The organism is Lentibacillus sp. (assembly GCF_035301675.1).
In the GTDB taxonomy this organism is placed as follows: domain Bacteria; phylum Bacillota; class Bacilli; order Bacillales; family Amphibacillaceae; genus Lentibacillus.
On the sequence record NZ_DATGTT010000017.1, the window covers coordinates 20614 to 45894 of the forward strand.

23 protein-coding genes are annotated in these 25281 nt (G+C 44.5%); 7 read left to right on the top strand and 16 right to left on the bottom strand.

The genetic code is table 11. The features are described from left to right. Window positions 1-19 precede the first annotated feature (19 nt). From VK097_RS03220 to VK097_RS03260, 9 genes are all read right to left on the bottom strand, one after another. On the bottom strand, window positions 20-199 hold the full coding sequence (locus VK097_RS03220) for a type II toxin-antitoxin system antitoxin (protein WP_176446168.1): 180 nt from the start codon (window positions 197-199) through the stop codon (window positions 20-22). Between the two features lie 13 nt (window positions 200-212). Then, window positions 213-1058: an SPFH domain-containing protein gene (locus VK097_RS03225; RefSeq protein ID WP_324210396.1), complete on the bottom strand. Its 846-nt coding sequence runs from the start codon at window positions 1056-1058 to the stop codon at window positions 213-215. A gap of 76 nt (window positions 1059-1134) precedes the next feature. Further along, window positions 1135-2001: a ComEC/Rec2 family competence protein gene (locus VK097_RS03230; protein WP_324210360.1), complete on the bottom strand. Its 867-nt coding sequence runs from the start codon at window positions 1999-2001 to the stop codon at window positions 1135-1137. A 524-nt stretch (window positions 2002-2525) separates the two neighbouring features. Then, on the bottom strand, window positions 2526-4655 hold the full coding sequence (locus VK097_RS03235) for an ATP-dependent Clp protease ATP-binding subunit (protein ID WP_324210361.1): 2130 nt from the start codon (window positions 4653-4655) through the stop codon (window positions 2526-2528). Window positions 4656-4976: 321 nt separating this feature from the next. Then, window positions 4977-6557, bottom strand: a complete 1581-nt coding sequence (gene mbcS / locus VK097_RS03240; RefSeq protein WP_324210362.1) for an acyl-CoA synthetase MbcS — start codon at window positions 6555-6557, stop codon at window positions 4977-4979. A 274-nt stretch (window positions 6558-6831) separates the two neighbouring features. After that, complete coding sequence (gene pdaA, locus VK097_RS03245; RefSeq protein ID WP_324210363.1) at window positions 6832-7632, bottom strand: delta-lactam-biosynthetic de-N-acetylase; 801 nt, start codon at window positions 7630-7632, stop codon at window positions 6832-6834. A 78-nt stretch (window positions 7633-7710) separates the two neighbouring features. Next, the gene (locus VK097_RS03250; RefSeq protein ID WP_324210364.1) at window positions 7711-9021 is read right to left on the bottom strand and encodes a Na+/H+ antiporter family protein; all 1311 of its coding nucleotides are present in this window, start codon (window positions 9019-9021) and stop codon (window positions 7711-7713) included. A 307-nt stretch (window positions 9022-9328) separates the two neighbouring features. Next, window positions 9329-10120 (bottom strand): YfkD famly protein, encoded by a 792-nt coding sequence (locus tag VK097_RS03255; RefSeq protein ID WP_324210365.1) that lies wholly within the window; start codon window positions 10118-10120, stop codon window positions 9329-9331. A 145-nt stretch (window positions 10121-10265) separates the two neighbouring features. Then, a complete protein-coding gene (locus tag VK097_RS03260; protein ID WP_324210366.1) occupies window positions 10266-10658 on the bottom strand; it encodes an OsmC family protein in 393 nt (130 codons plus the stop codon). Window positions 10659-10781: 123 nt separating this feature from the next. Between VK097_RS03260 and VK097_RS03265 the strand changes: the two genes are divergently transcribed. Then, window positions 10782-11954: an MFS transporter gene (locus tag VK097_RS03265; protein WP_324210397.1), complete on the top strand. Its 1173-nt coding sequence runs from the start codon at window positions 10782-10784 to the stop codon at window positions 11952-11954. A gap of 47 nt (window positions 11955-12001) precedes the next feature. Here the strand turns inward: VK097_RS03265 and VK097_RS03270 are convergent, their stop codons facing one another. The 5 genes from VK097_RS03270 to VK097_RS03290 all read right to left on the bottom strand — a co-directional run bounded on the left by VK097_RS03270 (window position 12002) and on the right by VK097_RS03290 (window position 15664). Further along, the gene (locus tag VK097_RS03270) at window positions 12002-12826 is read right to left on the bottom strand and encodes a YihY/virulence factor BrkB family protein (RefSeq protein WP_324210367.1); all 825 of its coding nucleotides are present in this window, start codon (window positions 12824-12826) and stop codon (window positions 12002-12004) included. A gap of 23 nt (window positions 12827-12849) precedes the next feature. After that, complete coding sequence (locus VK097_RS03275) at window positions 12850-13155, bottom strand: YtxH domain-containing protein (protein WP_324210368.1); 306 nt, start codon at window positions 13153-13155, stop codon at window positions 12850-12852. A 143-nt stretch (window positions 13156-13298) separates the two neighbouring features. After that, the gene (locus VK097_RS03280; RefSeq protein WP_324210369.1) at window positions 13299-13844 is read right to left on the bottom strand and encodes a low molecular weight protein-tyrosine-phosphatase; all 546 of its coding nucleotides are present in this window, start codon (window positions 13842-13844) and stop codon (window positions 13299-13301) included. Between the two features lie 126 nt (window positions 13845-13970). Then, window positions 13971-14636: an SOS response-associated peptidase gene (locus tag VK097_RS03285; RefSeq protein ID WP_324210370.1), complete on the bottom strand. Its 666-nt coding sequence runs from the start codon at window positions 14634-14636 to the stop codon at window positions 13971-13973. A gap of 32 nt (window positions 14637-14668) precedes the next feature. After that, complete coding sequence (locus tag VK097_RS03290) at window positions 14669-15664, bottom strand: glutaminase (protein ID WP_324210371.1); 996 nt, start codon at window positions 15662-15664, stop codon at window positions 14669-14671. A 329-nt stretch (window positions 15665-15993) separates the two neighbouring features. Here VK097_RS03290 and VK097_RS03295 point away from each other — a divergent pair, with 329 nt between their 5' ends. Next, the gene (locus VK097_RS03295; protein ID WP_324210372.1) at window positions 15994-17154 is read left to right on the top strand and encodes an MFS transporter; all 1161 of its coding nucleotides are present in this window, start codon (window positions 15994-15996) and stop codon (window positions 17152-17154) included. Between the two features lie 22 nt (window positions 17155-17176). Here the strand turns inward: VK097_RS03295 and VK097_RS03300 are convergent, their stop codons facing one another. Next, window positions 17177-18004: a CAP domain-containing protein gene (locus VK097_RS03300; RefSeq protein WP_324210373.1), complete on the bottom strand. Its 828-nt coding sequence runs from the start codon at window positions 18002-18004 to the stop codon at window positions 17177-17179. A gap of 668 nt (window positions 18005-18672) precedes the next feature. On the opposite strand from VK097_RS03300, the gene mreBH reads away from it, so the two are divergent. From mreBH to VK097_RS03325, 5 genes are all read left to right on the top strand, one after another. Beyond that, window positions 18673-19680: a rod-share determining protein MreBH gene (gene mreBH / locus VK097_RS03305; RefSeq protein WP_324210374.1), complete on the top strand. Its 1008-nt coding sequence runs from the start codon at window positions 18673-18675 to the stop codon at window positions 19678-19680. Window positions 19681-19928: 248 nt separating this feature from the next. Beyond that, complete coding sequence (locus VK097_RS03310) at window positions 19929-20282, top strand: DUF1428 family protein (protein WP_324210375.1); 354 nt, start codon at window positions 19929-19931, stop codon at window positions 20280-20282. A 233-nt stretch (window positions 20283-20515) separates the two neighbouring features. Next, a complete protein-coding gene (locus VK097_RS03315) occupies window positions 20516-21676 on the top strand; it encodes a CaiB/BaiF CoA transferase family protein (RefSeq protein ID WP_324210376.1) in 1161 nt (386 codons plus the stop codon). Between the two features lie 11 nt (window positions 21677-21687). Continuing rightward, window positions 21688-22890 carry an acyl-CoA dehydrogenase family protein gene (locus tag VK097_RS03320; protein ID WP_324210377.1) on the top strand — a complete coding sequence of 401 codons (1203 nt, stop codon included), beginning with the start codon at window positions 21688-21690 and terminating at the stop codon, window positions 22888-22890. A 168-nt stretch (window positions 22891-23058) separates the two neighbouring features. Next, window positions 23059-24456, top strand: coding sequence for an NAD-dependent succinate-semialdehyde dehydrogenase (locus tag VK097_RS03325; RefSeq protein WP_324210398.1), 1398 nt, complete (start codon window positions 23059-23061; stop codon window positions 24454-24456). A 497-nt stretch (window positions 24457-24953) separates the two neighbouring features. On the opposite strand, the gene VK097_RS03330 is transcribed toward VK097_RS03325, so the two are convergent. Beyond that, window positions 24954-25271, bottom strand: a complete 318-nt coding sequence (locus VK097_RS03330; RefSeq protein ID WP_324210378.1) for a DUF3870 domain-containing protein — start codon at window positions 25269-25271, stop codon at window positions 24954-24956. Between the last annotated feature and the right edge of the window lie 10 nt (window positions 25272-25281).

Consider the following 25281-nt stretch of genomic DNA (forward strand, 5'->3'; position numbering starts at 1 on the left):
ACCAAAGTGCGGAGCCTATCTAGTCTTCCCCTATTTTTTTATCCTGTGATTTAGGGAGACGGCCTGCTTTTTTTGCCGATTCACGGAGCAAAAATTCCACGTGACTATTGACGCTTCGAAATTCATCTTTAGCCCAGACTTGAAGGATCTCATACAATTTCGGATCGATCCTTAATGGGAAATTCTTTTTTTTAGCCATCGAATCCCTTCTTTTATTGATAAAGTGATCCAGTGTTGACAACCGGCTGTGTACCATTGTCGGAAACAATCGACACCATCAGATTATTAACCATGGTAGCACGCCGCTCTTCATCCAAATCGACGATGCCATCTTTCTCCAGCTGGGAAATTGCATCCTCAACCATCCCGACAGCGCCTTCCACAATTTGCTTGCGAGCTGCGATTATTGCACTAGCCTGCTGGCGCTGAAGCATCGCCTGGGCAACTTCAGTGGAATAAGCGAGATGTGTCAGCCGTGTTTCCAGCACTTCCACCCCGGCTACCGTCAGCCGCTCCTGAAGATCCTTTGCCAACTCCTTCGATACTTCTTCCGCATTTCCGCGCAGTGTCATTTCATTATCCGTAAAGGTGTCGTACGGATATTGAGTAGCGACAGCACGAATGGCTGTTTCACTTTGGATTTCCACATATTTTTCGTAGCGGTCCACTTCAAAAACCGCTTTTGCTGCATCCACTACCCTGAACACAATAACAGCAGCAATTTCAATCGGATTCCCGTTGACATCGTTTACTTTCAGCTGGCTGCTGTTAAAGTTGCGGACACGCAGGGAAACCATCCTTCTCATTGAAAATGGAACGGTAACAGCAATTCCTTCTTTGCGGATGCTTCCCATATATTTTCCGAGAAAAATCACAACCGCTGCCTGGTTCGGCTGAACAACCGTAGTGCCGCTTCCAAGCGCGATTGCAATAACCAGGGCAATACCACCAATAATAAACTGTGCTTCAAGAAAGCTCATCACCGTCACGGCCACCAGTATGGCAATGGCCAGAATACCGACATACCCATTCATCATCCACGCGTCTTTTTCACGTATCACCTGGATACTCACACCTTCCCCGATTTTATTTGATACTAATATGATATCATAATTGTTTATTTTTGTAAATTATTTATCCAACCTGTAAACTGCTTACCGGACTTCTCTCATTAAAAATGACGAACCCTTTTCCATCCGTCCGAATGGTTATATCACCGAATGTTGCCGTGGGGTAAACTGCTGTATTGACTTTGCGAAGATTTTCCATGACCCGGTCAACCGGGTGGCCATAATCATTTTTTTTGCCATATGTCAGTATGGCAGCGTTTGGACTTACCGCATGCAGAAATTTCAATGATGTACTCGTATTTGATCCGTGATGGGCCACTTTTAATATTTCTGAATCCAGATTATGCTGTTCCATCAATCGTTTTTCTTGTTCTTTTTCAACATCACTCATCAGCAGGAAATCCATCTTTTTAAACGTGATTTTCAGAACAATGGAAGATTCATTATTCGTTCGGGAGCCGTTATGGGTATTCAAAATGCGCACATTTAATAAAGGGTCAATTTTCAACTGATCATTACGCTCGGCTATTTCAATCGGAATCTGCCGTTTCAGGATCTGACTGATGTACCTGGCATATGTTCTGGTTGAATGAATCTTGCCTGTATCTACAATTCTGTCCACTTCAACAGATTTCATAACCTCAATCAGTCCGCCTATATGATCGATATCCGGGTGGGTCGCAATCAATAAATCCAGCTTATCCACATTTTGCTTTTCAAGAAATGCGACAACCTTTTCCCCTGCTCCAGGCGGACCGCCATCAATCAGAATATTTTTATCAGAAGGGGTTTGGACAAGAATACTGTCCCCCTGCCCGACATCGATGAAATGAACATCCATATCCGCCTGCTGTTCTGCGTACACGGCTGATGTACTTATAAAGACGGAAATGATGACGGATATAATACAAATACTGATGTAACGCTGCATAAAAAACATCCTTTTATTCTTGAGTGCTTATAGTTTTGCAAATTAGAGTACCTATTATGTGATAGGAGTGGTGAAAATATGACATTTGGAATTGTGTAAAGAGTCGGTTCCGGCTTTCGGGAACAAGTTTTGGCTTTCCCGCCCAGATTAAAGTTTTAAAGAACAAAGGGCTCGGGGCGCCCGTTTAGCGACGTACGGACTGCGCTCAGCGCTGCAGGTGGGTCGCGCATTGCGGCGGTTTTAGCCGATCTGCTCCACTGGCCGCAGGAGATAAAGGAAACATGCCCCCTTATAGGGGGTATGCCGACGTTGGGCGCAAAGCCCGGGTTTAGTCGGCCTTCCTTAGACTTCTGGAATCGCTGTTGACTTATCGGACGGAGGTGAAGGAAGTCACGCTGCAGCTTTAGCGCTGGAACCGGACGTGGCAATTTTTGTTGATAAAGCATTCGTAGAGCCAAAAATTTATACTTTCTTATATCACAAAGAAAAAGCCGCTGAGCAGCGTCAGCGGCTTTTCTCTATATTTATTTTGTTTTTCCCACAACAATTGCGCCATCTTTGACATCTACATTGACAGTTTCGATCGATTCTTCTTCCAAAATCAGATCTGTCAGCTGATCCTCAATTTTGTCCTGGATGACGCGGCGCAATGGCCGTGCACCAAAACGCGGATCATATCCAAGCTGGACAAGCTCATGTTTCGCTTCATCCGTAACTGAAATGGAGATGTCATTTTCTTCAATTGTTTCTTCAAGTTCTGCAAGCATCAGGTCAACAATTTGCAGCAGGCTTTCTTCAGCCAGTTCATTGAATGTGATGATGCTGTCAAAACGGTTCAGAAACTCAGGTTTGAAATAGGCACTTAAGTTTTCCAGGGTTTGAACCGATTCATGTTCATTCCGGTTGAAACCGACGTTAATTTGTTTTTCCCCGGTTCCGGCGTTACTTGTCATGATAATAACCGTATCTTTAAAGCTTACAGTACGGCCGTGTGAGTCGGTCAGCTGCCCATCTTCCATAATTTGCAGGAACATGTTCTGCACATCAGGATGTGCTTTTTCAATTTCATCCAGCAACAGGATGGAGTAAGGATTACGGCGCACTTTCTCAGTCAGCTGTCCTGCTTCTTCATGGCCGACATATCCCGGTGGTGAACCGATAATTTTGGAAACGGCGTGTTTTTCCATATATTCACTCATATCAAGACGGATCAGACTGTCGCGTGAACCGAACAGTTCTTCGGCAAGTGCTTTTGTCAATTCTGTTTTACCGACACCGGTCGGTCCGACAAACAGGAATGAACCGATTGGACGGTATTTCGATTTCAGTCCTGCGCGGCTGCGGCGGACGGCTTTGGCAACTTTTTGTACCGCTTCGTCCTGACCAATGACCTTTTCACCGAGGTTTTTGTCAAGATCACGCATTTTTTCCTGCTCATCCGTTTGCAGTTTGGTAACAGGGATGCCGGTTTTTTCTTCAACAATCAATTGGATATCGGAAATGTCCACATCGGTAACCTGCTCTTCATTTTTTGCTTTGTCCAGTTGTTTTTGCAGCTGGATTTCCTGATAGCGCAGGTGTGCCGCTTGTTCATAATCTTCTTTTTCAGCGGCTGCTTCTTTTTCACGGACAATTTCATCCAAACGGCTTTGGATCGAATCCGAATCCTTTTCCGCATTATCGAGATTCAGGCGTGAACCGACCTCATCCATAAGATCAATCGCTTTGTCCGGCAAAAAGCGGTCCTGAATATAGCGTTGCGACAATGTGACAAACGCGCTAATCGCTTCGTCGGAATAGCGGACTTCATGGAATTTTTCGTAACGGTCCTTGATGCCGTCCAAGATCTTAACAGCATCTTCCAGTGACGGCTCCTGAACCAAAATTGGCTGAAGACGACGCTCAAGTGCTGCATCTTTTTCAATTTGGCGATACTCTTTCAGTGTTGTGGCACCGATCAATTGCAGCTCACCGCGTGCCAGTGCTGGTTTCAAAATGTTGCCGGCGTCCATTTGTGAACTTTCGGCGGTACCTGCACCAACCAGCAGATGGATTTCGTCAACGAACAGGATGACGTTTTGACGTTCCTGCAGTTCTTGTACCAGCTGTTTCATGCGTTCTTCAAACTGACCGCGCATGCTTGTATTGGCAACGAGTGATGCGACATCCAGCAGATAAATTTCTTTATCCATCAGTTTCGCCGGCACTTTGCCTTCTGTAATTCTCAGAGCCAGCCCTTCTGCAATGGCTGTTTTACCGACACCAGGTTCACCGATCAAGACCGGATTGTTTTTATTCCGGCGGTTCAGCGTTTCAATGGTGCGTTTCACTTCATTGTCACGTCCAATTACCGGATCAACCAATCCGGCACGTGCAGCATTTGTCACGTTTTTGCCGAGCTCATCAAGCAATCCATTATTGCCGGCACCCTGCTGTGTTTTTGTGCCTGTGAAACCTTGCCCTTGCTGACCATTGCCCTGGAAGAATTTATTGGCAAAATCTCCTTGCTGACCTTGACCATAGTCACCATTCATCATATTTCCCTGAATCTCACGGAAGCATTGATTACATAGATGCATATTCATACGTTCATTGTTTATTTGCATTGCGACGTTAATTGATGCGGGACGAATACCACAATTTTGACATTGCATAATGTGATTCCTCCTTGATTGATTTCAAATTTATTTTAAAAGGTTTGACTTTGACTATCTTTGACCTTTGATTCTTATTATACTCTGACCTTCTTTGACTTTCAAGTCTTTTTGCCCAATTTTTTTTGAAAAAATTATTTATCCCGCAAAACATTGTGTCTGCGGGAGATTGCGCTTTTTTATCAAAGGGTTTCCACCGCTGAAAAGTCAATTAACTATCTTTGATCAAACATTATGCCAATCTATAAAAGCTTCACTGTTACTATTAACGTCAAAAGGGCTGCTCTAAACATCGAGCAGCCCTTTCCTATGAATACATTTTTAGTTTTTGACCTTTTCCTTTTGCCGCAATTCAATGCGTCTGATTTTTCCTGATGTTGTTTTCGGCAATTCATCAATAAATTCAATTTTTCTCGGATATTTATAAGGGGCGGTCAATTCTTTAACCTGGTCCTGCAGGTTTCTGACTAAATCCGGATCATCAGGATTGACGCCATCCTGAAGCACGATAAATGCCTTGACGACATTGCCGCGGACTTCATCAGGACTTGCCACAACGGCACATTCCTGAACAAATGGATGTTTAACCAATGCATCCTCTACCTCGAACGGCCCAATTGTATAACCGGAACTGATAATAATATCGTCACTGCGTCCCTCAAACCAGAAATAGCCGTCTTCATCTTTATATGCCTGGTCACCCGTTACATAATACTCACCGCGCTGGGACATTTTCGTGCGTTCAGAATCCTTATAATACTCACGGAACAGTGCCGGGCTGTCCAGGTTCACCGCAATATCCCCGATTTCATTTGCCGGTACAGCCTTGCCGTCTTCATCAATGATTTCCACCTCATTACCCGGCGTCGGCTTGCCCATCGAACCCGGTTTCACCTTCGTGTCTTTCATAAAACCGAGCAGCAGCGTATTCTCGGTTTGACCATAGCCATCCCGGACCGTCACATCAAAATATTTCCGGAATGTATCAATGACTTCACGGTTAAGCGGTTCACCGGCTGAAACGGCACTGTGCAGCTTGGTGAGCTGATAGTCGTCCAGATTATCGACTTTGGCCATCAGTCTATACTCAGTCGGTGTGCAGCATAAGACATTAACATCCTCATCCTGCAGCAGACCGAGATATGTCTTTGGATCAAACTTGCCCTGGTAAACGAACCCGGTTGCGCCTGAGCCAAGCACCGATAAGAACGGGCTCCAGATCCATTTTTGCCAGCCCGGACCGGCTGTAGCCCATACTTTGTCACCTTCATTAATAGAAAGCCAATTCCGCGGCGCTGTATTCAGGTGTGCATAACCCCATCCATGTGTATGAACAACCGCTTTAGGATTACCGGTTGTACCGGATGTATAGGAAAAGAAGGCGACATCGTCTTTAGTCGTGTCAGCCATATCAAACTTGTCCAATGCACTTTCCTTCAGCTCATCCAGGTTGTGCCATCCATCGACCGGTTTGCCGACTGAGAAAAGAGTCAGCTGATCAAATTCCTTCACACCGGTAAATTGATCAACGTACGGATGATAGCTGACGATTGCACTGACCTCACCATGGCTGATCCGGTATTGCAAATCCTTTGTCTTCAGCATTTCGGAGCCCGGAATAACAATGATTCCAGATTTTAATGCAGCCAGATAGGTTTCATATGCTTCGATTAACCGCGGAATCATTATAAGGACTTTATCGCCCTTTTTCAGTCCTTTCTCCTTGAAAGCGTTGCCAATTTTGTTTACATTTTTCATCAGCTGTTCGTATGTAATCTCTTTTGATCCGCCCTCTTCACTGCGCCAGACCAGCGCGTTTCTTGCCGGGCTTTTTGATGCAAAATGTTCCATTTCCATGACGATATTATAGTCTTGCGGAGCAATTAAATCCTGTTTGTTCATGAAATCAACTCCAGTTTAGATTTCTTAAAGAGATTGTTCAAAAAGTCCGGTAAAATGACACATCGAATTTCGTCTTGGCTTGCTTCTCCGCGGCTCATCTATCTAAAAGCATACATTCTGCTGAATGAAGTTTCACTTTATCCTCCTTTTTGAACACGCACTTTAAGCATATCAGAATTTATGTAAAATTTAAATTAATAATTGTTAAGATATTGCCCCATAACAAAAGCTGTCTCTCATTCTAAAGACAGCTTTTTCATGGCAAAGGGCGACATCAATAACCGTAAATAGGTCTGGGAAGTTTATTTTTCATGACAAGATGGTCCAGACTTTTGAATTGATAACCCTGTTTTTTCAGCTCCGTTATCATTTTGTCGAGTGCCCTGGCATTATCGGACGATACGGTATGAAGCAAAATAATCGCGCCTGGGTGGATATGATCCATAATATTTTCATATGCATGACGCCAGCCTTTCTGTTCACTTGTTTCCCAGTCAACGAATGCCGACGACCAGAATATATGGATATAGCCGAGCTCCTTTGCCCAACTCAATGTTTTTTCACTGAACATTCCTCGCGGCGGACGCAAATACTTAATCTTTTCTTGTTCGGAAACTTCTGCAACCGCATCTTCCAAAGATTCCAGCTCTTCCTTCATTTTTTCCTTCTTGACGATTGTCAAATCAGGATGATGGTATGAGTGATTCCCGATAATATGACCTTCATCAGCCATTCGCTTAACAAGCTCAGGCTCACTTTTCACGTAATGACCCGTCAGGAAAAACGCTGCCGGTACGTTATGATCTTTCAAAACATCAAGAACCTCGTCGGTATATCCTTCCTCATAGCCATTATCAAATGTCAAATACACCACTTTCTCTCCAGAATCATCAGCATAGTAGGCATTATACTTTTCAAGAATCTCTTTGTACTTGCCAACGTCCGGAATTTGATGGTTCTCGTTTTTTTTAAATCCCCAGCCATAACCGCCGGCAGCATGAGAAATGTGCTCAGATGGTAAAAAGGCAAGAAAAAACAGGGTGACCGTCACTGCCACAGCAATGTATTTTCGCATAGCGTACCCCACCTATTTTTTCCTTACTTTGTCCATAATTATTTTAAATTATTCATAACGGACCTTTTTAAAACTGCTTTAAAGTACCATTGCCGCAATCCACCCGAACAAAATAAGCGGAATATTAAAATGGAGGAATGTCGGCACGCACGTATCCCAAATGTGATGATGCTTGCCATCAGCATTCAGTCCGGATGTCGGCCCGAGTGTGCTGTCCGATGCCGGTGAACCCGCATCGCCCAATGCTCCGGCAGTTCCGATCAGCGAAGCGGTTGCCAGTGTTGAAAAATCTGCGGCCAGACAAATCGGTACAAAAAGGGCAGCCAGGATCGGAATCGTTCCAAACGATGAACCAATGCCAATCGTGACAACCAGCCCGACAAGCAACAATATTAGCGCGATAAGTGCCTGGTTATCGCCAAGGAAACTGGATGACATTTCGACAAGTGAACTGACTGCACCTGTATCTTCGAGGACTTTTCCAAACCCCGATGCAACCAGCATGACAAATGCGATTTGCCCCATCATCGCGATACCATCGGCCATGACCTGGTCACCTTTTCGAAATGGAACAACCACAAGGCCAAACATCAGAACCAGTCCAGTCAGCGCCCCAATGATCAGATTTTGCGTGAATATCTGAACGATTAAAGCACCGGCTATTGCAACCAGAGTTAATGCGTGTTTCTGGTTAAACGTAACGTTTTCCGCTGGCGGCGCAGTGAAATTCGCCTCACTTCCACCGGCACCGGAAATCGATTCGCGGTCTTTACGATACGTGAAAAAGATAGCAATCAACAGACCTACAACCATCCCCGCACCGGGAATAAGCATGGCAAGCGTTGTCTGCCCTATTGTGATATCCGAGCCGTTTTCAACCATACCGTTCTGGATGGTTTCGTGAAAAATCAGACCAAATCCGGCCGGGATTGTGACATACGGTGCTTTTAATCCGAACGTCAATGCTGCAGCCACGCCACGGCGATCAACTTTCATTTCATCAAACAGTTTTAATAATGGTGGTATTAATATAGGTATAAATGCAATATGAACCGGCACAAGGTTTTGTGATAAACATGCTACACCGGCGATCGCCAACACCATCATCATTTTCTTCCCGGTCAGCACTTTAATTAAAAAATTAACAAGAATAGCAGTTATGCCTGTGTAACTGATCGCTACAGCAAAAGCACCAAGCAAAATATAACTTAATGCAGTGCTTGCCTGGCCGCCCATACCGCTGACCATCATTTCAATTGATTCGACAATGGACAGCCCGGACATCAGTCCCGCTGTCAGTGCTGCCGCGATAATTGCAATGATGACATTGATTCTTAACAGACTAAGCACAGTCAATACTAATACAGATATGACAACAACCCATTCCATTTCGTTTCCCCTCTCCAATGTTTCTCTCTAACATTACTTTATTATGATAAAGCATTAAAGTGAGAATATCAACCCTGTTGGAGAAATTTTATAATGGAATACCGCTGTAGATGGTGGGGGAAGTAATGTGACGGGAAGCTGAGTTGTCATCGCAGGTCGGGTCCATGTTTCGTGTCTCGATCCCTTGTTTCGCGGTTCGCGCATATGTTTAACTTTTGGGGCTGAAGTTTTGCTTTTGGGGCTGAAGTTTTGCTTTTGGGGCTGAAGAACCCCCGCTGGAAAAATTCCAGGGGGTTCTTCAGCCACATTATTTAAGATTAAAGGAAAAGGAAACGTGGTCCTGGATTGGTATCCATGCACCGATTCCCTGTTTTGTGACATTTTTGACCACAAGGGATTTATCGTTCCCCTTCAATTGAAAATATACTTCACCAAAGGTCACTTGTCCTTTTTCATTGACTGCCGGTGCGTATGCCTGAAGCTCGCCGTATTTTTTCGCCGGTACACTGTAAGAGTTTTCTTTTTTCGTATTTTGACCGATGACCGTCGAGTACGCGAGTGGCAGTTCAATCTTATCTTTTGCTTGGAGAAGCATCATTTTTTTAATGTCGTCGGGATTGGCAATCTTGTTCGTCAGTGCACCTTTAACTTCCTTCTCTTTCTGTTGATTATAATTCATTTTTTTCTCAGAATCACCGCCGATATTATTGAGCTCATTTAAATTAATTTTCTGGTACTCCCAATTAATGTTTGTTTCACTCGAATTATAACTCAGCGGCCATCTGCCGATATAGACCATCCCACGATAGCCGAAAGCAATCGGAGACGGGTTAATGGACGTTTCGTTGAGCATTTTAATCAGATCCGGATTTTCAACCGGAACTTCAACATTTTCAATTAGTTCCTGAGTGAGTTCACTTGGTTCTACCACTTCCTGATCCTGGGTTGAGTTAGGATAAGTGTTTTCCTTGGATATGTTCAAAACATGGTTTGGTATCTCAAATTCATCTTTTGACTCTTTCTTTTCCTCAGCCATGCCGTTAACAGGAATTAATAAAACCAATAGCATAATTACCATAATGTAATAGCGCTTATTCATGTGTCCCATTCCTTTCAAGAAATCCGCTTTTAATCTGTTCAGCTTCAGCTCTGTGTCGGAAATTTACATCTCGTGCACCGCTCACAGTTGCTTCTGCGTTTAAGGTTAGTTTTTTCGGACACATGAATATTATACCCGGTAATATTTAACGGCTTAATTCGACTGATTCAAGTGTTTCTTCAATTGTAATACTATCCTCTACTGACCGGATCATTGAGCAGTTTTTCCGGGCCACTGCGAGGTTTTTATATAGTTTGTCATCATCAAGATGATAGCCTTTAATCACATAATGCAAATCAATCCGCTCAATTCGGTTTGCCTCGTCCGGGTTTCGTTCAACATTTGCCGTTATTTTCATATCAGCGATTTCGGTCCGCTGCTTTTGTAAAATTTTCCTGAACACAGAGGCGCTGCAGCCCGCGATCGATGCGACCATCAATTGGAACGGGCGGAAACCAAATGTTTCATCCCCTGAAATATCCAGTTCTCCATAATCTAAATCAATTCGTACCCCTTCTTCTTTCAAATGAAAATCCATTGTTATTTTCATCTCCTTGTTTTAAAATGACTCTTGTTATCATCTACCCAAAATGTTAAATCATAACGCTTTTTAAATGAAATATTTTGTTTGGACTTATGTTTAGGGGGAGTGTGACAAATGATGGTATCGGTACAGACAAGGTTTTGGATATTAATCGCACTCGTTTTTATATCAGGTTTTTCGCAGGGAATGATTCTCCCGTTGTTATCCATTATCCTGGAACAAAATGGTGTCCCCTCCTCTGTCAATGGCCTGCATGCGACCGGACTCTACATTGGTGTCCTGATCGCATCGCCTTTCATGGAAAAACCGATGCGCAAAATTGGCTTTAAACCGATGATTGTGATCGGCGGCATGCTTGTCTTCATTTCGCTGGCGCTGTTCCCTGTCTGGCAGACGCTGTGGTTCTGGTTTATTTTGCGAATTATGATCGGTATCGGGGACAATATGCTCCATTTCAGCACCCAGACCTGGATTACAACCACAAGCCCCAAAGGATCACGCGGAAAAAATATTTCGTTTTATGGGCTGTCATTCGCGCTGGGGTTCACAATAGGTCCGCTCATGACACGCCTGCTCGAAATCCATCAGGCATTACCGTTTCTGATATCCGCAGCTTTAAGCATGCTTGTATGGTCGACGATGTTCTTTGTCCGAAACAGCATACCTGAGGACGAAGATGTTCATAATGTCAGCAGTTCGAGCTCTATAAACAGGTTTATTCAAACCGGAAAAGTTGCCTGGGTGGCGCTGCTGCCCGCGTTTGGATATGGATTTTTGGAAGCAACACTACATGGTATTTTCCCTGTGTATGGTCTGCGTATCGGTCATGACGTAAGTATTTTATCACTAATCATTCCGTTTTTTGCCGGTGCAAGCATTATTACACAAATCCCTTTAGGTATATTAAGCGACCGTTTGGGAAGACGAAAAATCCTGCTGTCCGTCATATCAGGAAGCATTATCGCCTTTTTATTCGCGGCCCTATTTGAAACGTCTGCCATCGCATTATTCGTCTCTTTTGCACTTTCGGGTATGCTCGTTGGCTCACTTTATTCATTAAGCATCGCCTATATGACCGACTTGCTCCCTACATCGCTTCTTCCGGCGGGCAATTTGATGACAGGGATATCATTCAGTATCGGAAGCCTTGTCGGGCCGTACCTTGGAGGCTTGTTTATTGGATTTTTTCCCGGTGTTTCGTTTTTCTATATTATTATTTTTATGCTTATCCTTATGCTGGCAACGATTTTTTTCAAAAAAGAGACCACCCTGCAGCAAGCCAATAATTAAGGGGCACTCTGCCAACGAGTGCCCCTTCTTAAATAAACTGAGGTTAATCAATCCGATATCATTTTTTCCCTGAAAATGGCGTTTATCGCGCCCCCGATCATAATGATGATACCCGTTAGGTAGAACCAGATCATTAATACAATAATCGTTCCAAGGCTGCCGTATGTGGCGGAGTAATTGCCCATCGAATTGACATAAAAGGAAAATGCCAGCGAGACCAATTGCCAGCCGATTGTCGCAAATAATGCACCCCATATGACATTCTTAAAATAAATCCGTTTATTCGGAGCCATTTTATACAGCGCCACCAAAACGATAAAAATGACCGCGGATGACACGATCCAGCGCAGTGTGTCCCATACGTTCAGAAAACCTTCAGACAGCCCAAAGAAAGCGAAAAGATATTTACCGATTATTTTACCGAAGACGGGCAGCAAAAAGGCCATGCAAATGACAAGTACCATTGCAATCGTTAAAACAATGGCAATTAACCGCATCACAATAAAAGAACGGTCCTCCTCAACATTATAGGCACGGTTGAATCCTTTCATGATCGCGTTAATTCCATTTGAAGCTGCCCACAGTGTACCAATAATCCCGATTGACAATAATGACCCGCTCTGGTTATCGACGAGCTCGGACACGTTCTCATTGATCAGCTGAGAGATATCCCCCGGCGCATACCGTTGAATAAATTCAGTGATGTTTTGTGAATCGAGGGGCAAATATCCGAGCAGTGTCATTAAAAAAAGCAGGAACGGAAACAGGGAGAGCAATAAAAAATAGGCAAGCTGAGCTCCGAGTCCAAAAATATCATCATCCGTTATACGTTGAAATAACTTTTTACCGAAATCAACAGTTTTCTGCCACATTTTATCGCCCTCACAGTAGTCAATTACAAATTGTTATTCAACTCTTCCCCATCGCTCTTATTTGTAAACTGCTCCAATGTGCCTTCAACCTGCTCCAGTGCGTTGATGGCATTATCCGCACCTTTAGTGAATGTTGTATTAAAACGGTCAAACGCATCCTTCGCTCCTTTAACCGCCTCGGACGGACGCTTCATATAATAAGATGAACCGCTTTTGACATCGGTCATTTTACTTTTTGCATAGTTCCTTGCATCACGGTCCAGCAAAGATAGAATCCCCCCTGCGATCGTGCCGATTAATAATCCTAAGCATAATTTTCGTTTACCCATCTGAAATCGCTCCTTTTACGTTATAGTGGGTTCAAAAAGGAGGATAACAATGACCGAGAAGTGGTGCGGTTTCGAGCAGCGGAGAAGCAAGCCAACTAGAAACACCGATGTGTCATTGTTACCGGACTTTTTTGAACATCCTTTTATAAGTCATTTTCATTCCTGATATAATGAAATAATTCATGGCATCCTTTTGCCACTAATTCATAAGTATAATCAAAGTTACCTGTAAAGAACGGATCCGGGACATCAGCCTCTCCGGCCTCATCAACAAAATCCATCAGCTTGGCCACCATAGTGTCATCATTATTGGCGCCAATTTCCTGCAGCCCGCTGATGTTCTGGTCATCCATCGCAATAAGATAATTCAAATCGCTGAAATCACGTGCGTCAAACTGTCGTGCTTCCATGCCTTCATGGGAAATGTTCTGTTTTTCCAGCATTTCCCTTGTGCCTTTATGCGGCGCTTCCCCAACATGCCAATGACCCAGCCCCGCTGAATCCACCTCGATTTTATCAGAAAGTCCTTCTTCTTTCACCAAACCCCGAAAAATTGCCTCAGCCATCGGTGACCGGCAAATATTCCCGAGACATAAAAATAGTACACGTATCACGCGGTCAGCTCCCCCGATTAATTTTCGAATCGTTATCCAGTTGTCATTATAATGGGAACTGTTCTTAAATGCCACTATTGCTGCTCGACTGATCAACTCTATTCGTTAATGCTTTTAACCCGCAGCTGGCGGCAGTCTCCCACTGGACTCCCGCAATATCTTCTTCTGCCGTATTTATTCACTTCCACGTCAAAAACAACTTTATACCAGGGGTGCAATACACCCTTCATCATTATTTTTTGCCGAATTGACATAGTTCGCAACATCATAGGCTTTTAAATCTTCTGTTCCCAGCGACTCCAGGAATTGGTGGGCCTCTTGTGGTGTCTGATCGCCCGTTTCAATCCACGCATCTTCCTTGCCTTTTGGTAGAATGACCGGCATCCGGTGATGGATATCCTGCATGAATCCATTTGCCTCTTCTGTCAGGATGGTACATGTAAAAAGTTTCTTATCATCCCGCTCCCATTTATCCCAGAGCCCGGCAAATGCAAACAGCTCCCTGTCTTCCACTTGTATCCGTTTAGGTTGTTTTACGCTGCCGTCACGTTTCCACTCATAAAAACTGTCCGCAATGATTAAGCAGCGTTTTCGGGACATAAGACGCTTGAAACTTGGTTTTTCATGCGCCGTTTCACTGCGCGCGTTGATCATCTTATACCCGATCTTTTCATCATTTGCCCATGAAGGTACAAGCCCCCAGCGCAAATAGCCGGCACGTTTCTTCTTTCCATCATAAATGATTGCCAGCACATTTTGTCCAGGTGCCACATTATAGCTCGGCTGATAGTCCTCAATTGGCTGATCAATCCCGAATTCCCGCAAAATCTCAAGTTCATCGGCAAGCAATGTATAGCGCCCACACATGGTTTCACCCCTCCTGTTCAGCAAAGACCAGATTAGAAAATACTTAAATCCCACTGTGTTGCAATGTGCCTTAGTAGACGGATTCCGGCAATACTGTTGCCTTCATCTCCCAGAGCAGGTCCGTAAACGCCAATCCCGCAGCCGTCTATAAATGGCATTGATTCTTCCCGCACCCTTGGTGGAACAGCTGCGATGATGCCGCCGGACACACCGCTTTTTGCCGGAATTCCGACATAGGTGGCGAATTTGCCTGAAGCATCATACATCCCGCATGTGAGCATCAGCACCTTGGTTATCCGGGCAATCTGTCTCGGGATAATTTCCACGCCATTTTTAGGGTCCATGCCATCATTGGCAAGGATCATTCCCATCCGGGCGAGATCGTCGATTGTCACATCAATTGAGCACTGTTTGAAATAAGTTTCCAGTGTGACATCCAAATCCGATTCTAAAAATCCGACTTCCAATAAATAATAGCCAATCGCCTTGTTTCGTGTTGATGAATCCCGCTCAGACTTGAATACGTCAACATTTAATTCAGGGCGGTACCCGAGCATATCCTCAAGCAGCTGAAATACGGGCTCAAGACGCTCTTTTGATGTATCCCCCGGCAGAGTCGACGTCACCGTAATCGCTCCGGCATTATTAAACGGATTTAGCGGTTTTTTGACCTGTTTCATTTCCAGGTGCATGATCGAGTTAAACGCTTCACCGGTCGGCTCCACATCAACTTGCTGCAGCATATACGAAACGCCGCGCTCCATGCAGGCCACGATAAACGTGATGGCTTTTGATATACTTTGCAGTGTAAACGGAATTTCTGTATCACCCGACTTCACTGACATCCCGTCTTTTCCAATGATTACAATGCCCAAATCATCAGGGTCGGCTTTTTTTAATTCCGGGATATATGATGCCACATGTCCGTCATCCGTATGTTTCCGGTAAAAAGCGACCCAGTCATCAACATACTGCTGCAGCCACTCCTGTGTCTCTTCGGTATTCCAGTTTGCTATTCCCTGTACCATCCAATCACCTCTCATCATAGTATGCCTATCTGATGAACGCTTCATGATTTTCGTCAATAATCATGCAGAATGATTCCGCCAAAATCATGACGTTGATAGAATAGATAATACCTATTCCGTAGTCGACATGGTTTCATTAGCAGCCCCGGCTCGTTTCCCGGATCCATTAAAAACGCAGTGTAGCAGTTCCATCCAGCTGCTATCATTATACCGTTCAAAAGCGTGTATGAAAAGAAACAACGCTGCTGACTGAGCAGTATATTCACTTGTTTTTTAAACCAAATAGGAGTACCATTGTTTTTTGAGCAAATAAAGAAAGGCGTTATAACATGGATAAACGTGTCTACTTTTTAATGATTGTCGCATTTGTTGTCGGAATGGTTGAATTGATCATCGGCGGGATACTGGATCTGATAGCAGCGGATTTGAATGTCAGTCTAGGCCAGGTCGGTTTTTTGATTACGATTTTTTCACTGATTTTTGCTATTGGAGCCCCAATTTTACTGATTCTGACTTCCAATATTGAGCGCAGGCGGCTGACACTTATCTCACTAGCTGTATTTCTTGCGGGAAATCTGGTTACAGTGTTTAGTCCGACGTATACTGTTGTATTTATAGGCAGAGTTATATCAGCCTTAAGCGGGGCATTGCTGATTATATTGTGTCTGACCATTGCACCTTCCATTGTTCACCCGAAATACCGCGGACGGGCAATCGGAATTGTCTCCATGGGTGTCAGTGCCTCAATTGTACTTGGTCTTCCGGTCGGATTGCTGCTGGGGAATGCTTTTGGATGGCGCGCTCCATTTATTTTGGTTTCATTGTTGACCGTCCTGTCAATGGCCGGCGTTTTTTTCCTGATGGGGCGTGTTGAACCGAAACCTTCCAGTTCAATCAAGCAGCAGCTGGCAACGCTGAAAAATCGGGGAGTTCTTTTTGGACAGGCTGTTACCTTTTTGTTTTTGGGCGGTCACACAATCCTTTATGCATATTTGACACCCTTTGCCAAAACAATGCTGGATGTGGACGGCACATGGGTCAGTGTCATTTATATGGTTTTCGGAATTGCAGCAGTAAGTGGCGGTGCTATTGGCGGCACGCTTTCAGACACATGGGGATCAAAGAACACCATTATAGCAACCACCATTTTGTTTGCCATGGTGATGTTTACGATACCTTATACGACGTTTGCGCTGCCGGTGTTTTTGATTATTCTGGTCATCTGGGGAATGCTGAGCTGGACATTGGCCCCTGCTACACAAAGTTATTTGATCGGTTTGTCCCCCGATACTTCAGACATACAGCAGAGCCTGAATAATTCGGCACTTCACCTTGGTATCGCATTTGGTTCACTGATTGGCGGATTGGTGATTGAGCATGCCTCTGTAGAGCAGAACGCGACAGTTGGCGGATTGTTTGTCATTCTTTCGATAGGAGCTGCCCTGATCTCGATGTACGGGCAGCAAAAAGAAAAGGGACTTAGCCAATGAAGCCAGTCCCTTTCGTTTGTTTTTATTTGCCGATGAATTGCTGTGTCCAGTGGTTGCCTTGCTCGACATAGCCAACACCAATATGGGTGAAGTCCGGGTTCATGATATTTTCACGATGGCCTTCACTGTTCATCCAGCCGTTCACAACTTGTTCCGGTGTGCGCTGTCCTTTGGCAATGTTTTCACCGGCTGTCTGATATGAAATGCCGTATTGTTTCATCATATCAAATGGTGACCCGTAATTAGGGCTGTTATGGGAGAAATAGTTATTTTCTGCCATATCACGGGATTTCTCGCGGGCTACCTTGCTAAGTTCTGTATCAACTTTCAGTGGTTCCAGCCCTTGTGCTTGACGCTCCTGATTTGTCAATTCAACTACTTGCTGTTCGAATTCATTCAACTGTTGTGATTGAGATTGATTTTGCTCGTTCTGCTTGTCAGCTTGCTGTTGCGGTGCTTGAGCTTTCGATTGTTCAGTTTGCTGTTCTTTCTGCTTATCAGCTTGTTGTTTTGATTTATCTTGCTGCTGATCTGACTTATCTTGCTGCTGATCAGATTTGTCATTTTTATCAGGCTGTGCTTGTTTTTGTTCTGATTTATCCTGTTCAGACTGTTCGTTATTATTCTGCTGCTTGCTCCGGTTCCAATTGATTTGCGGGAAGTTTTCATTTAAATGATTGCTGAACTTCTCAGGTGAAGACTCAGTCCAGTCGCTCCCGTTAATAGAATAATAGACTTTATGCTGAACCGATTGATTCTCAGTTTTATCTGTGTTTGCAGAAGCAGTTTGAATTGCTCCGCCAAATAACAATGCTGCGGTCAGTGAACCGACCATTAGTTTGTTAAACATTTATGTCACCTCTCCTGTGTTTTTTGTGCAAGATCTGTTTTGATTTGCAAAATCATCATACCATGCATTTTTTGTAATATAATTGGCACCGATTACCAAATTCGTATGCTTTCTATAGATTTTTCAGATATCGGCTTAATAACAGGGATTGATGTTCTTAAATCGGCGGATCTTCAGGAAAAGGTTTTATGCGGTGGTAAAATTTACAACGAAATCGCTATTGACACGTGCCCGAAACGGGTCAGTATATTACAAACAGCCATTAAATGTAAACAAAATGTTACTTGATTTTTTTAATAATTTCATTTGAAATAGATAGAGAATGTAATATTTTCGTAACGAACGAGGATTTACACCTATTTACCTGCCTCTAAAAAGTGATAGAATATAGAGTGTGAAAAGACATATGTCCTTTTGCATATCTGAGTTTATGATTCTTATCCTTATTTAGATACGTGTTCAAAAAGGGAATAAAAGACCGGGAAGTTCGAGGCGGCATAGTTTCAAGCATAAGTAAAGCTACCCTGAAATGTATTGCACGCGTGCATTAGTGCTTTTCTTTCCGGGAGCGGAGAAACAAACCAACAAAGAAACCCGATGTATCATTTTTCCAGACTTTTTGAACAACCTCTTTAATAGATTAAACACACCATTGGAGGAGCATAACCATGTTATCAACCGCAGAAATCGGAATTGATTTAGGTACGGCGAACATACTTATTTATTCAAAATCAAAAGGAATTGTTTTAAATGAACCAGCTGTTGTTGCGATAGATTTAAATACGAAAAATGTTGTAGCAGTTGGATCAGAAGCGAAAGAAATGGTCGGCAAAACCCCGCAGAACATTGTCCCAATCCGGCCATTGAAAGACGGTGTCATTGCTGACTATGATGTGACGGCACAAATGCTGAAGGAATTTTTGAAAAAAGTGAGCAAGAAAATGGGCTTATCCATGCGCAAACCAACAGTCGTCGTATGCACGCCATCAGGAAGCACAACCGTGGAACGCCGCGCAATCCATAATGCCGTTTCCAGCTATGGTGCCAAACATGTGCATTTGATAGAAGAGCCCGTCGCAGCTGCTATCGGTGCGGACTTGCCTGTCGATGAGCCAATCGCCAACGTGATCGTTGATATTGGCGGCGGAACCTCTGAAGTTGGCATCATCTCATTCGGTGGCGTTGTCTCCTGCAATTCCATTCGTACGGGCGGCGACAAAATGGATGAAGAAATCATTAATTATATCCGGAAGAAATATAATATTATGATTGGTGAACGTACTGCAGAGAACATTAAGATGGAGATCGGGTATGCCGATGAAAATCATAGAGAGGAATCCATGGATGTCCGCGGACGTGACATGGTGACCGGCTTGCCAAAAACGGTGTCGGTTTCTTCCAAGGAAGTATACTCTGCACTGAAAGAATCACTGGAACAAATTCTGGAAACCATCCGGTCAACACTGGAAAATTGCCCGCCTGAATTGAGCGGTGATATCGTTGACCGCGGAATTGTACTGACCGGCGGCGGTTCCATGCTGAACGGAATTCAGGATTGGTTGTCAGATGTAATCATCGTGCCTGTCCATATCGCGCCAACCCCCCTCGAATCTGTAGCCATTGGTACCGGACGTTCATTGAAGATGATTTCAAAACTGCAGAAAGCTGCTAAATAACAATTTCATACTGTCACGGGAAACCGCGCTTGCCATTGTTGGCATGCGCGGTTTTTTCGTGGTTTAATGTTGTGTTAATCTCGGGCTGAAGTTTGTGCACTCGGGCTGAAGTTTTCATTCTCGGGCTGAAGTTTGCATTTTCGGGCTGAAGTTTGCCGCTTCCACCCGCTCTTCTTTTAAATTTATTACACACCATAAAAAGGGTTTTTGACATTTTTATGGAATAATACGTATGAAGAGGTGATCAAATGTATACAGTAATTTATCTTTATCGCGTTAATCGGAAACATGCCCAGGAATTTATCGACATCAAAAAACAGGCGGGTGAAATCTGTCTGTCACATGGTGCACTGGAAGATAACACTTATTTGCCTGAAAATCTTCATGGAAATTATGGCTGCAAAGGGTTGGTTGATGTGATTCAAAAAGAAGAAAATGAAGAGATCTTTTTAGGACAATCAGTATTCCGGAATAAATCACACCATGATGATGTTATAAAACAAGTAGATGAAAATCCCGAGTTTAACAAGCTTTTTAATGAAATCACGTCAATGATTAATCTCTCAAAAGTTATCAGCGCCACCTTTTCAACAGATAATTAATGATCACCTGTTTACATATTTTTCAGAATACTATATAATAAGATTAATCATGTTAAAGCGCTTCCACGCTACTGCGCATGATGCATACTTTCGCAAACCCAAAACTGCCTAGTCTGTTTACAGTTCAATGCCAGTTCTGAACCAACAGATAAAAGCCAGTTCAAATTGACCTCGCAGAATACTGTGGGCTTTTTGAAGTGGCTCATTTTATTGTTACAGGAAGGAGTGATGAAGTGGCTGGAGCACTTGAGAATGTTAAGATTCTTGATTTATCACGTGTGCTTGCCGGACCATATTGTACGATGATCCTCGGTGACCTTGGTGCTGAAGTCATCAAAGTAGAAGCACCGGGCGGTAGTGATGAAACACGCAAATGGGGCCCGCCTTTTCAAAATGATGTCAGCGCCTATTACCTCTGTGCCAACCGGAACAAAAAAAGCATTACGCTTGATCTAAAGTCTTCGGAAGGCAATGCGGCAATCAAGGAACTCGTACGCGAGAGTGACGTCATCATTAATAATTTTAAAGCCGGAACCATGCAGCGGCTTGGACTCGATTATGACACACTCGCGGAAATTAACCCGGGAGTCGTTTATTGCTCAATCACCGGCTTTGGTGAAACAGGACCATATAAAGATATGCCAGGCTATGACTTTATCATTCAGGCGATGAGTGGACTAATGAGTATTACGGGCGACAGCGAATCCGGTCCGCAAAAGGTTGGTGTCGCCATCACGGATATTCTCACCGGACTTTACGCATGCATCGGCATTCAAGGTGCACTGCTTGAACGCACACAATCAGGCAAAGGACAAAAGCTCGACCTTTCCCTGTATGATTCAGCAGTCAGTTCGCTTGTCAATATCGGCAGCAACTATTTGATGGCCGGCAAAAAACCGTCTGCACTGGGAAATCAGCACGCGAACATTGTCCCGTACCAGACATTTTCAACAAAGGACGGCGAGATGGTGATTGCTGTCGGAAACGATAACCAGTTCAAACGATTATGCGATATTTTGGAAATACCCGAATATGCATCAGACGAACGCTATCGAACAAATCCTGACCGTGTGACAAATCGGGAAACCCTGATCCCGCTGCTTCAGGAAGTATTTTCGACCCAACGGACTGCTTATTGGCAGGAAAAATGTCAGGAAAACAGTATACCATGCGGGCCGATTCAAACAATCGATGAGGTTGCCAATGATCCGCAGCTGAATGAGCGTGATATGTTCATTAACGCTGACCACCCGACAGCAGGTGACATCCGGATGATCGGCAGCCCGCTGAAACTGTCGCGCACACCAGTAACCACACGGCACCACCCGCCGAATGCCGGTGAACATACGGATGCAATATTGGAACAATACGGAATTTCAAAACTAAAAAATTAGGGGATGATCAAATGGATTTTAATTTTTCAGAAGAACAAAATATGCTGCGCAGTACAGTGAAAAGCTTTGTCGATAAAGAAATCATGCCATACATCGCCGAGTGGGACCGGGAAGGACAATTCGATCCGGCTATCATGCAGCGTCTCGCAGATCTTGGTCTGATGGGCGTCTGCATCCCGGAAAAATACGGTGGCAGCGGTATGGATTACAATTCGCTTGCTATTGTTTGCGAAGAACTCGAACGTGGAGACACCGCATTCCGTACAGCAGTTTCCGTTCATACCGGCCTGAACAGCATGACCCTGCTGCAATGGGGCACTGAAGAGCAAAAACAAAAATACCTCGTGCCTCAGGCCAAAGGTAAAAAAGTCGGTGCTTATGGTCTGACAGAGCCCGGTGCCGGGTCAGACGTTGCCTCGCTTCAGTCGACTGCCGTCAAAGACGGTGATCATTACATCCTGAACGGATCGAAATCATGGATTTCCTTATGTGACACAGCCGATCATTTTCTTGTATTTGCCTATACCGATAAAGAAAAACGGCATAAAGGCATTTCGGCCTTCATTGTCGAACGAAATTGGGAAGGGTTTGACTCAAAAGCGACGAAAGGCAAACTTGGCATCCGCTCCGGCAACACCGGTGAAATCTTTTTCGATCATGTTAAAGTACCGAAAGAAAATCTTCTTGGTGAGGAAGGTGAAGGATTCAAAATAGCCATGGCAGCGCTTGATAACGGGCGATTCACCGTGGCTGCGGGGGCTGTCGGTCAAATCCGTGCCTGCCTTGAAGCAAGTGTCAAATATGCCAATGAACGTGAAACATTCGGCAAACCCATCGGTCAGCACCAGCTTGTCCAGCAAATGATCGCCAACATGAAGGCAGGACTGGAAATGAGCAGTCTGCTCGTCTACCGTGCCGGCGAATTGAAAAATGAAGGGAAGCGTAATACAGAAGAAACCTCCATGGCCAAATGGCAGGCGTGTGATTTTGCCAACAAAGCTGCAGATGATGCTGTCCAGGTGCATGGCGCATATGGCTATTCGGATGAATACCCGGTTGAGCGTTATTTGCGCAACTCAAAAGCACCGGTCATATACGAAGGAACGCGTGAAGTGCACACACTTATGCAGGCCGGCTATGCATTAGGCTACCGGGAAGATAAACCATTAAACAAAATGCTCCCGGCATGGGATGGCAACAAAGCAAAGATATAGGCCGATCACAAAAGTATTGCTCATCAGCAGAGGGAAAGTGCGAGACTTCTGTGTCCCCCCCTCTGCATTCTTCATGTAAGACATCATTATCTATTTAATTAAGGAGGTCTTCAAGTGAAGCTCAAAAGCAAAACAAACAGCATTTTTATTGATGGGATTTGGCAAGATATGAACGGACAGGAAACCGAAACCGTCTATAATCCGGCAACTTTGGAGGCGATTACGGAGGTCGCATATGGCGGAAAGACTGAAACCAAAGCTGCCATTCAAGCTGCATCACGTGCTTTTAAAACGTGGGGAGAAATGACAGGCCGGCAGCGTTCGCGGATTTTATATAAAGCGCATGAATTAATGCTCGAGGATGCCGAGCGGCTCGGCGAAATTTTAACTGCTGAACAGGGGAAGCCGCTGAAGGAAGCAGTCGGTGAAGTGAAAGGCGCCGCCAACTTTTTGCTCTGGTATGCCGAGGAAGCAAGCCGGGCTTATGGTGAATGGATTCCATCATCCATTAAAACCAAGCGCCTGCTTGTCATCCCGCAGCCTGTTGGTGTCGTTGGTGCGATTACACCATGGAACTTCCCATCATCTATGATCACCCGAAAAATCGGTCCGGCTCTGGCAGCAGGCTGTACGGTCATTTTAAAACCAGCCCCGGAAACACCGCTTTCGGCGATTGAAATTGTGAAGATCATGGAAAAAGCCGGCATGCCGGATGGTGTTGTGAATTTAGTGACCGGTGATGCGGAGGCAATCGGCAATACCATGCTTGAAAGCAAAGATGTCCGTCTGATGACATTCACTGGATCCACTGAAGTCGGGAAATATCTCATGCGGGAAAGTGCCGACCATGTCAAAAAATTATCGCTTGAACTAGGCGGACACGCCCCAATTATCGTGTTTGACGATGCGTCTATCGATAAAGCGGTCTCGCTGGCATTAGCAAGCAAATTCCGGAATAATGGCCAGACGTGTATCTGCGCCAACCGGATTTATGTCCATGAATCGGTTAAAGACGCTTTCAATAAAAAACTTACCGAAAAAGTTGCCAAACTTAAAGTGGGTGAGGGCACCGAGGAAGGAACAGATCTCGGACCGCTGATCAATGAGCAGGCATCTCAAAAAGTGCAGAAACACCTTGATGATGCGGTGTCCAAAGGTGCAGAAATCGTTTGCGGCGGTGACAAATGGAACGGCGGCCTGGATGGCTATTTCTATCGGCCTACCGTTCTATCAGGCGTGACCGATGAGATGATCGTTATGAACGAAGAAACATTCGGCCCGCTTATGCCGGTGCAAACTTTCAGCGATGAGGATGCCGTGATCAAGAAAGCAAATGATACCGACTATGGCCTTGCAGCCTACATTTTCACCGAAACAACGAGCCGAGCCATCCGGGTATCGGAAAAACTTGATTATGGCATTGTCGGCGTGAATGACGTCTTCCCGGCCGTAGCTGAAGCACCGTTCGGCGGCATCAAGCAGTCTGGCGTCGGTAAAGAAGGCGGTCATCACGGTATGGAAGAATTTTTGGAGAAAAAGTATGTATCGATGGGGATCGATGGCTGATTCAGTTTTTAATTTGGAATTATTTTGAAATCAGCGCTATAGGTGAGGCGAGAGTCGCTGCAGATTTGCATTGCATCTCTGCTAATTGAGCAGGAATCGCTATAGATATATTAATAACTGCTGATAAAAAGTCATCTATCATGTCACTTTCTAAGCAGATAAAAGAGGCTGAGACAAAAGTAATGAATCAAAGAAAAAATCCGAACGATGATTTGAAATTCTTCAGTTAGATTTTAAATCAGTTCGGATTTTTCTTTTTATAGTATAATTCGTTTTCACTTAAACCAGCGTAGGAAAAATGCGGAGACCCCTGGGGGAGCATAGGCCTGGATGAGACCCCGCAGTGCGACAGCGCGAAAAGGCTCGTCAGCCGCCCCCGGAAAGCGAAGCATTTTTCCGCAGCGATGGTTAAGATTTATCCATACATTCCACTTAAATATTCCGGTTATCATTCGTCTTTTATGTTAAACGTTTTAGTTATGTCCCAGCCCCTTCTTCTAATGATGATCCCCCCGATAATGCTCGTACTGCCGGTACAAATCATGCAATGCAGAGACAAGCGCATTTCCGGCTTTTCCCAAATAGTGTTCTTTCATCGTTTCAGCAGGCTGATCAATGCCGTCCTGCAGACTGTGCCCTCTTAAAAGATGATGGACAAAATGCCTGCCGTGCTCAGTTGCAAGGGTGCAGTTGGCGGCTACAATCACCCCATATTTTTTATCGATTTCCGCTGTTATCGTGAGCGTTTCATAAATGCTTTTTGCTGCCATTCCGGATGGCAGCCTGGCATGGCCGGCGATAAATACCGTATTCATCATATCTCAT